Annotated in this window: 9 protein-coding genes; 4 read left to right on the top strand and 5 right to left on the bottom strand. The window is 70.2% G+C overall.

Annotated elements, in window-relative coordinates; translation table 11 throughout:
* Positions 1-123: 123 nt before the first annotated feature.
* Positions 124-456: a DUF3817 domain-containing protein gene (locus tag ABE488_RS16495; RefSeq protein ID WP_346445295.1), complete on the bottom strand. Its 333-nt coding sequence runs from the start codon at positions 454-456 to the stop codon at positions 124-126.
* 175 nt (positions 457-631) lie between these two features.
* On the opposite strand from ABE488_RS16495, the gene ABE488_RS16500 reads away from it, so the two are divergent.
* A complete protein-coding gene (locus tag ABE488_RS16500; RefSeq protein WP_346445296.1) occupies positions 632-1,171 on the top strand; it encodes a pyridoxamine 5'-phosphate oxidase family protein in 540 nt (179 codons plus the stop codon).
* A 97-nt stretch (positions 1,172-1,268) separates the two neighbouring features.
* On the opposite strand, the gene ABE488_RS16505 is transcribed toward ABE488_RS16500, so the two are convergent.
* Complete coding sequence (locus ABE488_RS16505) at positions 1,269-1,850, bottom strand: hypothetical protein (RefSeq protein WP_346445297.1); 582 nt, start codon at positions 1,848-1,850, stop codon at positions 1,269-1,271.
* Between the two features lie 157 nt (positions 1,851-2,007).
* Between ABE488_RS16505 and ABE488_RS16510 the strand changes: the two genes are divergently transcribed.
* Positions 2,008-2,361 (top strand): hypothetical protein, encoded by a 354-nt coding sequence (locus ABE488_RS16510; protein WP_346445298.1) that lies wholly within the window; start codon positions 2,008-2,010, stop codon positions 2,359-2,361.
* 221 nt (positions 2,362-2,582) lie between these two features.
* Here the strand turns inward: ABE488_RS16510 and gph are convergent, their stop codons facing one another.
* A complete protein-coding gene (gph, locus tag ABE488_RS16515) occupies positions 2,583-3,257 on the bottom strand; it encodes a phosphoglycolate phosphatase (RefSeq protein WP_346445299.1) in 675 nt (224 codons plus the stop codon).
* 161 nt (positions 3,258-3,418) lie between these two features.
* On the opposite strand from gph, the gene ABE488_RS16520 reads away from it, so the two are divergent.
* The gene (locus tag ABE488_RS16520; RefSeq protein ID WP_346445300.1) at positions 3,419-3,715 is read left to right on the top strand and encodes a DUF2218 domain-containing protein; all 297 of its coding nucleotides are present in this window, start codon (positions 3,419-3,421) and stop codon (positions 3,713-3,715) included.
* Between the two features lie 7 nt (positions 3,716-3,722).
* Here ABE488_RS16520 and dinB read toward each other — a convergent pair whose 3' ends face one another.
* Together dinB and ABE488_RS16530 are read right to left on the bottom strand one after the other, a co-directional pair.
* Complete coding sequence (dinB, locus tag ABE488_RS16525) at positions 3,723-4,796, bottom strand: DNA polymerase IV (RefSeq protein WP_346445301.1); 1,074 nt, start codon at positions 4,794-4,796, stop codon at positions 3,723-3,725.
* 52 nt (positions 4,797-4,848) lie between these two features.
* Positions 4,849-7,560: a bifunctional acetate--CoA ligase family protein/GNAT family N-acetyltransferase gene (locus ABE488_RS16530; RefSeq protein ID WP_346445302.1), complete on the bottom strand. Its 2,712-nt coding sequence runs from the start codon at positions 7,558-7,560 to the stop codon at positions 4,849-4,851.
* A gap of 262 nt (positions 7,561-7,822) precedes the next feature.
* Here ABE488_RS16530 and ABE488_RS16535 point away from each other — a divergent pair, with 262 nt between their 5' ends.
* Entirely contained in the window at positions 7,823-8,164 is a 342-nt protein-coding gene (locus ABE488_RS16535) for a LysR family transcriptional regulator (protein WP_346445303.1), read from the top strand.
* Positions 8,165-8,830: the final 666 nt, after the last annotated feature.

An 8,830-nucleotide genomic window follows, 5' to 3' on the forward strand; every position in this document is an offset into this window, starting at 1 on the left:
CGTTCAGGGGACCGGCAGTTTACCGCCCGCGCCAGGCCGGGACCGTCGGCATGCGGTGCAGGAACGGCGCGGCCGCGCGCCGACTGCAGCAGGCAGGCGTCGCCTGCGGCGTTCGCACTGCGGCTACGTGCGTGCAGGCGGTGCGGCGAGCAGGCCCCGGCGCCGGTACCAAAGCTCCAGCGGCAGGGTCGCCAGCGGCGGCACTGCGGCCGCGATCGCGAGCAGCCAGGCCCACCAGGGCCAGCGCAGGCGCAACGCCGCGACGAGCGCGACGGCGAGATAGGCGAGGAACGCCATGCCATGCAGCCGCCCGAACCACCACACCCCCAGGGCCGTGGTGCCGGTGCCGTACTTGAGGACCATGCCAACCAGCAGGCCGGCCCAGGTGAACGCTTCGATCAAGGCCACCGCCGCGAAGACGCGACCGATGGGCGACAAGGGGGGCGATATCGTCATCCAGGGCACGGTCGCAGGCCGGGCGCCAGGACGCAAGCCGCCCCCGCTCGGTTCAGCGTGCGGAGGCGATGCAGCCGTCGGAGTCACACGCGGATCACCGCCGCACTTCCACGCTGTCGCATCGACCGCCGCGCACGCCCCCGCGCGACGGCGTGCCAACCGATGGAGACACCCGATGGATTCGATCAACCGCAACCAGCCCGAGGACAACCGCCAGGATCTGGCGGCCACGGCGGCGACCGCCCGCATCCGCGACATGTCCAAGGAGGCCGGTGCCTGCTTCTTCTGCACCACGCCCCTGTCCAGCAGCGACACCGGCGGCACCCGGCCGATGTCGATCGAGCAGGCCGACGACGATGGCGTGCTGTGGTTCCTCAGCGCTGCCGACAGCCACAAGAACGCCGAGATCCAGGCCGACCCGAAGGTGCGGCTGTATCTGCAGGCATCCAAGCATTCCGGCTTTCTGGTGCTCGATGGCCATGCCACGGTGAGCCGGGATCGCGACCGGATCGAGGCCTTGTGGAGCCCGATCATGAAAACCTGGTTCACCGAGGGCAAGGACGACCCCCGGATCACCGTGATCCGGGTGCAGCCGCAGGCGGGCTACTACTGGGACAACAAGCACGGCGATTTCGTTGCGGCGACGAAGATGGCGCTCGGCGCCGCGATCGGCAAGACGCTCGACGATTCGATCGAAGGCAACGTCGCGCCGTGATCGCGCACCGGTGGCGGGACGTCCCGTCACCGGTGCGGCCGAGCGGACGCTGCGCGTCGATCGACTCGGATGGAATGGGCTCAGGCCGTGTCGCGGCTCACGGCCCGCATTGCCACATCCCCTCAAATGTGCGGCTCGCGCCATCGCCGCGCTGGTAGGTCAACGTCGCCGGGCGCGGCGGTGACTCGCCGCCACCTGCTGCGGTGCCGGTCTCGACGATATGGATCGTCGTGCCGCGTCCTGTGAATGTGGGGGTCTTGAGCATGCCGTCGAAGCCACCGGGCGCGCGCACCGTCTCCACGACGTCGCCCACCTTCACCACGCCCTGCGCGGGCTCGGCGGCGCCGACCACGCCCTTGGCAAACAACAATGGCGCCTCGCCTTCCTCAGCGAAGCTGCATGCGAGCTCGCCGGTCAACGCCGCATCGGCGATGTCGCGTTCGCTCAAGGTGCCGAGCTGGATCTGCGACCCGTCGCCGCCCTCGGTATCGCCGGTCGCACTGGGCGCAGCGGCATCGGCGACCGGCGCCTGCGTCGGGGGCGGCGTGGTCGCTTCGTGCTGCGCAGTGGCAGGCGCGTCCCCAGCGGGCGCGCACGCCGCGAGCATGCCGGACATCAGGCCCAGGATCGTGGCCTGGGCCGCAGCGCGCACGCGCGGCCGGACGAAAGGTGTGGACATCGTGACCTCCAGTTGGGCGGCCGCGTCTGCGCGCAGCCGGGAGCCTGATGCTCGCCAACCCGCCCTTGGCATTGCGTGAAACAAATGTCATGCGGCCGTGTCGACTGCGCGACCGCCGATGCCCGAATGTCGAGATGATCTGCCAGCCGGAGACCGCATGACGCGTGCCACCCCGCCAATGAAGACGCCGGACGGGCGTTATCTGGTGGTGCGCGGGCGGCTATGGCGCAGTACCGATCCGCATCTGGACGAAAGCGAGCGACAACGGCTGGTGTCGGCACTGATGGACGCGCGCCGCGCGGTCAAGGCGGTACGGGCGGCAGATGATGCCGAGGCGCTCGCCCACGCACGCCGACAGGTGGATGCCGCCAAACGCGGGTTGGGAGAACGCGGCCCGGTGTGGTGGAGCGATGGCGCCCCCGACTACAACCGGCACCTGGTCCGCAATTCGCCGTATGCGGCGTGGTTTGCAGCGCTCGCGGACGCGAAGACGCCCTCCCCGCCGGCGTGACCCCCGTGCCCGCGCGCAGCGCGTCGGCACGACGCCAAGACCGACCGCGATCGCATCGCCGGATGCACACTCCACACGCGCCACTGCCGTTCGTTCCCCAGCGCGTGCTCGTCGCCGGGGTCACCGGCAGCGGCAAGACCACACTGGCCCGACGTCTGGCCACACGCTGGCGCATTCGCGCCAGCGACGCCGACAGCGCGCGTCCATTGAAGCGCGTCTGCTCAGAGCGCCAGCAACTGGCCGAACCGGTCGATGACGGCGCGCGCGCCGCAGCCATGCAGGTCGAAGTCGCGCCGGTAGCCGTAGGTCACCAGCACCAGCGGCGCCCCCGCGGCGATCGCCGCGCCGGCATCGGCTGACGAATCGCCGACCATCAGGCACTGCCCGATGTCGACGCCGAAATGCGCGGCCAGATGCAGCAGCGGCAACGGATGCGGCTTGCGCTCGGGCAGCTCGCCGGCGCCGAGCACCGCGTCGAAGTACTGCGCCAGATCCAGCGCCTCGAGCAGCGGGCCGACGAACGGCGCCGGCTTGTTGGTGCACACCGCCATCCGCACGCCGGCCGCGCGCAGCGCCTGCAGGGTCTCGGGCACCTCGGGATAGATCTGCGGATCGAGCAACAGGCAGTCACGATAGTGCTGCATGAAACGCGGCATCACCGTCTCGACATCGCGTCCGTCGCCGGCGTGCCGCAACGCCGCGGTGATGAGCTGGCGCGCGCCATCGCCGATCCAGCTGCGCACGGTGGCCTCGTCGACCTGGGCATGGCCGAGCTCGGCCAACAGGCGATTCACCGATGCGGCGATGTCCGACGCACTGTCGACCAGGGTGCCGTCGAGATCGAACAGCGCCACCGGCCAGGGAAAACCGGTTGCCTTCGCGGATGCATCGTTCACGCCTGTGCCTCGTCTCGTCGTGCGGGGAAGCTGCCTAGTGTGGGCCATCGCGACGCTCGCGAACGGCCTGCAACGCTGCGTTCGCCCCGACACGCGTGCATGGCGCGCATCGCGCGCCTATGCTCGCTTCGCGGCGTTGCCGCCTGCTCTGGAGTCCTGCGATGCCGATCACCACCACCGCCACGACGCGATCCAACGACGCCCCGCGCCTGCTGCGCACGCTGTGCAACCACTGGCGGCACAAGTTCGAGATCCGCCGCGACCACGACACGCACGCGTTCGTCCCGTTCGCCGGCGACGAAGCGGGTGCGGATTTCGTCGTCGAAGGCGATGCGCTGCGGATCGTCCTGACCCAGCCCGATGCCGAGGCGATCGCCCGCTATCAGCAGGTCATCGAGAACCATCTGCAACGCTTTGCACGCGACGAGACGCTGGCCTTCGACTGGCAGCCGGCCTGACAATCAGCTAGATCTCCGCCTCGCCGAACAGGCCGGCCTGCTGCGGCAGGTCTTCGGGCTCGCGAAAGCCGCCCAGGCCGACACCGACGAGCCGGTAGCGGGTCGAGGCCGGCAGATCCACGCGCTCGCGCAATGCCAGCGCGATCCGCGTGAGTTCGGCCTGCGAGGCCGGCGGCGCATTGGGCGTGAAGCTGCGCGTGAGAATGCGGAATTGCGCGGTCTTGAGCTTGAGCACGACCGTCCGCCCCACGCGCGCGGTCTTGCGCGTGGCCGCCCAGGTCTTCTCCGCCAGCCGTTCGATCATCGGCGCCAGCGCTTCGAGTGGCAGATCGGTCTCGAACGTGTCCTCCGAGGAGATCGACTGTACCGGCTGGTCCGGCTCGACCGGGCGTTCGTCGATGCCGCGCGCGCGCTGGTAGAGCCGCGCGCCGAAGGTGCCGAAACGCCGCTCGAGCGCGTCGAGCGACAGCCCGCGCAACTCGCCGACCGTGGTCACGCCGAGCTCGGCGAGCTTCTTCTCCATCACCTTGCCGACGCCGGGGATCAGGCCGACCTTCAATGGCGTCAGGAACGCTTCGATCTGACCCGGCTTGACCACGAACAGGCCGTCGGGCTTGCGCCAATCCGAGGCGATCTTGGCCAGGAACTTGTTCGGCGCCACGCCCGCCGACGCCGTCAGCTGAGTTGCCTCGCGGATCTGCGCACGGATCGCTTGCGCGGTCGCGGTGGCGCTGGGCGAAGGGATTTTCGGTGCAGTGACGTCCAGATAGGCTTCATCGAGCGACAGCGGCTGCACCAGGTCGGTGTGCTGCAGGAAGATCTCGCGCACCTGGCGCGAGACCGCCTTGTAGCGCGGGAAATCCGGCGGCACGAACACCGCATCCGGGCACAGCCGCTCGGCGGTCACCGCCGGCATCGCCGAGCGCACGCCGTAGGGCCGGGCCTCGTAGGAGGCCGCGCAGACCACCGAGCGCGCGCCGCGCCAAGCCACGACGACCGGCCGCCCACGCAGCGACGGATCGTCGCGCTGCTCCACCGACGCGTAGAACGCGTCCATGTCGATGTGGAGGATCTTGCGCACACGCCATTATCGCCGGCGCGGCGGGCGCCGGCGCGATGCCGGCGGCAGGCGTTCAGATCGCCGGCGGCGGCTCGGCCACGATCGGCAAGCGCACGATCGCCACCGTTGCGTCGTCGGGATCGGCGGTGATCGCGAAGCCCAACTGGCGGCACATCGCCAGCATCGTGGTGTTCTCCCGCAGCACCTGCCCCTCGACCATCCGCAGCCCCTGCCAGCGGGCGTACTCGATCATGATCCGCATCAGCCGCCAGCCCAGGCCCGCACCCTTGAGATCGGAGCGCACCATGATCCCGTACTCGCCGGTGTCGTAGTTCGCATCGGCCAGCAGGCGCACCGCGCCGAGCATCTCGCCCGTGGCCGGGTCGATCGCCGCCAGCGCGATCGAGCGCGCATAGTCGAGCTGGGTCAGCCGGGCAATGAACTCGTGACTGAAGTGGCGCACTGCGCTGAAGAAACGCAACCGCAGGTCGTCGGTACTGACCCGCTCGAAGAAGCGCAGGAACATCGCCTCGTCCTCCGGCCGCACCGGGCGCACGAACACGTCGCTGCCGTTGCCCAGCGCGATCGTGCGCTCCCACTCCTTGGGGTACGGGAACACCGCAAAGCGCGGGTGCCCGCGGCCGGGATGCAGCCGCTGCACCGGACCGACGGCGACCCGCGCATCGACCGCGATCACCCCGTCGCGGTCGGCGAGCAGCGGATTGACGTCGACTTCCTGGAGCTCGGGGATGTCGGCGGCCATCTGCGCCAGCTTCACCAGCAGCAGCGCGACCGCCCGCTCGTCGGCCGCCGGCACATCGCGGTAGGCCTTGAGGATGCGCGCCACACGCGTGCGTCCGATCAACTCGTGCGCCAGGCGCAAGTCCAGCGGCGGCAGCGCCAGGGCTTTATCGTCGATGATCTCCACTGCCGTGCCGCCTCGGCCGAAGACCACCACCGGGCCGAAGGTCGGGTCGTCGGCGATGCCGGCGATCAGTTCGCGCGCCTTGGGCCGCACGACCATCGGGTGCACGGTCACGCCGTCGATCCGCGCCTGCGGGCGGGCGGCCCGTGCGCAGCGCAACAGGTCGTCGGCGGCGTCTCGCACCGCCTCCACGCTCGCCAGGTTCAGGCGCACGCCGTCGATGTCGGATTTGTGCGGGATGTCGCGCGACCAGATCTTCACCGCCACCGCGCCGCCGCGCTCGAGCAGGGCCGTCGCCGCCTCGGCGGCCGCGTCGGCATCGGGCACCGGAATCGCTTCGGCAATCGGGATGTCGTAGGCGGCGAACAACCGGGCGATCGCTGGCGGGTCGAGCCAGCGCTGGCCTTCGGCGAGCGCCGCCTCGACGACCGCGCGCGCGCTGGCGGCATCGACGTTGAAGTCGTCGGGCAGGCTGGGCGGCGTCTCCATCAACGCGCGCTGCGCCTGCTGGTGCCGCACCAGGTACATGAAACCGCGCACGGCCCCGGCCTCGCTGGTGAAGGCATGCACGCCAGCGTCGGCCAGGATCCGCCGCGCCTCGGGATGCTCGCCCACCAGCACGCCGAACACCGGCTTGCGCGCGGCCTCGCGCGGATGCGCGCGCAGCGTCTCGACGACCGCCCGCGCGACCTCGGGCGGCGAGGACAGCACGGTGGGCACGTTCATGACCAGGATCGCGTCGTTGTCCCGGTCCTGCAGCAGCGCGGCCAAAGTCGCGGCGTAGCGCGGGCCGTCGGCGTCGCCGAGCATGTCGACTGCATTGCGGCGCGACCAGCCGCGCGGCAACGCGGTATCGAGCGTCTCGAGCGTGGCATCCGACAGCGCGGCGCGCTCGCCGCCCAGATCGACCAGGCGGTCGAGTGCGAGCATGCCCACGCCGATGCCGTTGGTCATCACCGCCAAACGGTTGCCGGGCGGCATCCGCAGCCGCGACAGCGTGGCGGCCGCGGCGAACAGTTCGTCGAGCGCATGGACGCGCAGCAATCCGGCGCGCCGGAACGCCGCGTCGTAGACCGCGTCCGGGCTGGCCAGCGCGGCGATGTGGGTCTGCGGCGGCTCGGCGCTGCGCGCATGTCGGCCGGGCTTAACCACCACGACCGGCTTGGCGCGCGCCGCGGCGCGCGCGGCCGACAGGAACTTGCGGGCATCGCGCACGCGCTCGACGTAGAGCAGGATCGCGCGGGTGTGGCGGTCGGTGGCGAAGTAGTCGAGCAGATCCGCGAAGTCGACATCGAGCGCATCGCCGAGCGAGGCGACGGCCGAGAATCCGATCCCGCGCGAGCGGCCCCACTCGATCATGCCGGCCGCCACGGCGCCCGACTGCGAGATCAGCGCCAGTTCGCCCGGTGCCGGCGCGTGCGCGGCGAAGCTCGCGAACAGCCGCGCATGCGGCGCGATGACGCCCAGGCAGTTCGGCCCGACGATGCGCAGGCCGCGGGTACGCGCGACCTCGGCCAGCGCGGCGTTGTACGAGCCCGGCCCACTGCCCATGTCACGCGTGAGCACGATCGCGGCCTTGGCGCCACGATCGGCGGCGGCGCGCGCCACATTCGCCACATCGGCCGGCGGTGCCGCGATGATCACTAGTTCGGGCGCGAAGGGCAGCGCCTCGAGTGAGGTCACTGCCTCCACACCATCGATCTGTGCGTGACGCGGGTTGACCAGACCGATCGGTCCGGTGAATCCGCCCTCGCGCAACTGCTGCAGCACCAACCGCCCGAGCGAACGCGGCCGTGGGCTGGCGCCGACGACGGCGACCGACGCCGGCCGGAACACCGATTCCAGTGCGTAGATGCTCATCGGCGCGCGTCTGGCCTCCCGCTGGACGAGGGGCTGACGATACACGAGGCCGGGTGCCCACTGCCTGGGGCGAACCGACGCAGGCGACGCAACTGGGCTCACATCGCCAGGTTCGTTCGCCATACGGCGGCAACAGCTGTGTCGGCCTGACGACCACGACCACACGCTCGGCAATCCAGGCGTCCGAGGCACACGGTCGGGACCGCCAGCATCGGCAGCGGCATCGCTTCTCGGGCGTGACGGCGTCCACTAAGCTGGTCGGATGCGCACGCCTTCTGATTTCCAGCTGCGGATCCGCCTCGACAGCGTCATGCTCGGGCCGGGCAAGGCGGACCTGCTGGCGGGCATTCGCGAGACGGGTTCGATCTCGGCGGCCGGCCGCCGCATGGCAATGAGCTACCGACGCGCCTGGCAGCTGGTCGAGGAGATGAATCTCTACTTCGGTTCGCCGGTCGCCGCGACGCTGACCGGCGGCAAGGGCGGCGGCGGAGCGGCGTTGACGCCGCTGGGGGATCAGGTCCTGACGCTTTATCGCAGCATGGAGGCGAACTGCCGGGACGCGATCGCCGACGACCTGGCGCAACTGCACCGTCTGCGGCGCTGAACCGATTTCTCGAGTAGCTGGCGGACGCCGTTAGAGGCGTTCTGACATCCCTCCAGTCGATACCGCGATTAGCGGCGAGGGCGTTCGACTTCGGACAGGCAGCCGCCTGCCGGCCGGAAGCCGCTCTTCCCTCGGTCAGGACATCCTGTCCTGACTCGGGCGCGCCTGCTCCGCTTCGCGGATCGGTCCGACCCGGCGAAGCACGCCGGGCGTTCACCCGCTCGCGCGGCATGCCGCGCAAGCTGAAGCGGGCTCACCCATGGCGCGCTCGGCGCGGCCACCGGCCGCCAGTCTGCTGCTCTGAGGCGTCTGCAACCCGTCTACGGGAAGCCAAGCGCCGCTCCATCAAGCGAAGCTGCGGACCTTCAATCTCAGTGCGTTGCACTGTTCGGCGATTGCGATGGCGGAATGGATGAGGGGCGGTCGTTTGCGCTGCACTGCCTCGCGACCTCAGCAATGGGCGCGAGGCTGCAATAGCACGCACGGCGTTCTGCCTCAGGCGCGCGCCCGCCCCGCTTCGGGCATCGGTCCGACCCATCGCCAAAATTGGGGGCCAAAAAAAGGTTCTTCGCAGATTAGCGGGGAGTCCTTTGCCAGCCACCGTTACGCTTGATGCCTGATTCCAGGGCGCAAGGGTGAGGGGATGTTCGACCGGAAGACGATCAA

Origin of the sequence: Luteimonas sp. TWI662 (assembly GCF_039673825.1) — a bacterium.
Taxonomy (GTDB): Bacteria; Pseudomonadota; Gammaproteobacteria; order Xanthomonadales; family Xanthomonadaceae; genus Luteimonas.

Excerpts from the sequence above, each read along its gene's own strand:
- ABE488_RS16495 (WP_346445295.1), bottom strand. The coding sequence starts at position 456 with ATGACGATATCGCCCCCCTTGTCGCCCATCGGTCGCGTCTTCGCGGCG.
- ABE488_RS16500 (WP_346445296.1), top strand. The coding sequence starts at position 632 with ATGGATTCGATCAACCGCAACCAGCCCGAGGACAACCGCCAGGATCTG.
- ABE488_RS16505 (WP_346445297.1), bottom strand. The coding sequence starts at position 1,850 with ATGTCCACACCTTTCGTCCGGCCGCGCGTGCGCGCTGCGGCCCAGGCC.
- ABE488_RS16510 (WP_346445298.1), top strand. The coding sequence starts at position 2,008 with ATGACGCGTGCCACCCCGCCAATGAAGACGCCGGACGGGCGTTATCTG.
- ABE488_RS16520 (WP_346445300.1), top strand. The coding sequence starts at position 3,419 with ATGCCGATCACCACCACCGCCACGACGCGATCCAACGACGCCCCGCGC.
- ABE488_RS16530 (WP_346445302.1), bottom strand. The coding sequence starts at position 7,560 with ATGAGCATCTACGCACTGGAATCGGTGTTCCGGCCGGCGTCGGTCGCC.
- ABE488_RS16535 (WP_346445303.1), top strand. The coding sequence starts at position 7,823 with ATGCGCACGCCTTCTGATTTCCAGCTGCGGATCCGCCTCGACAGCGTC.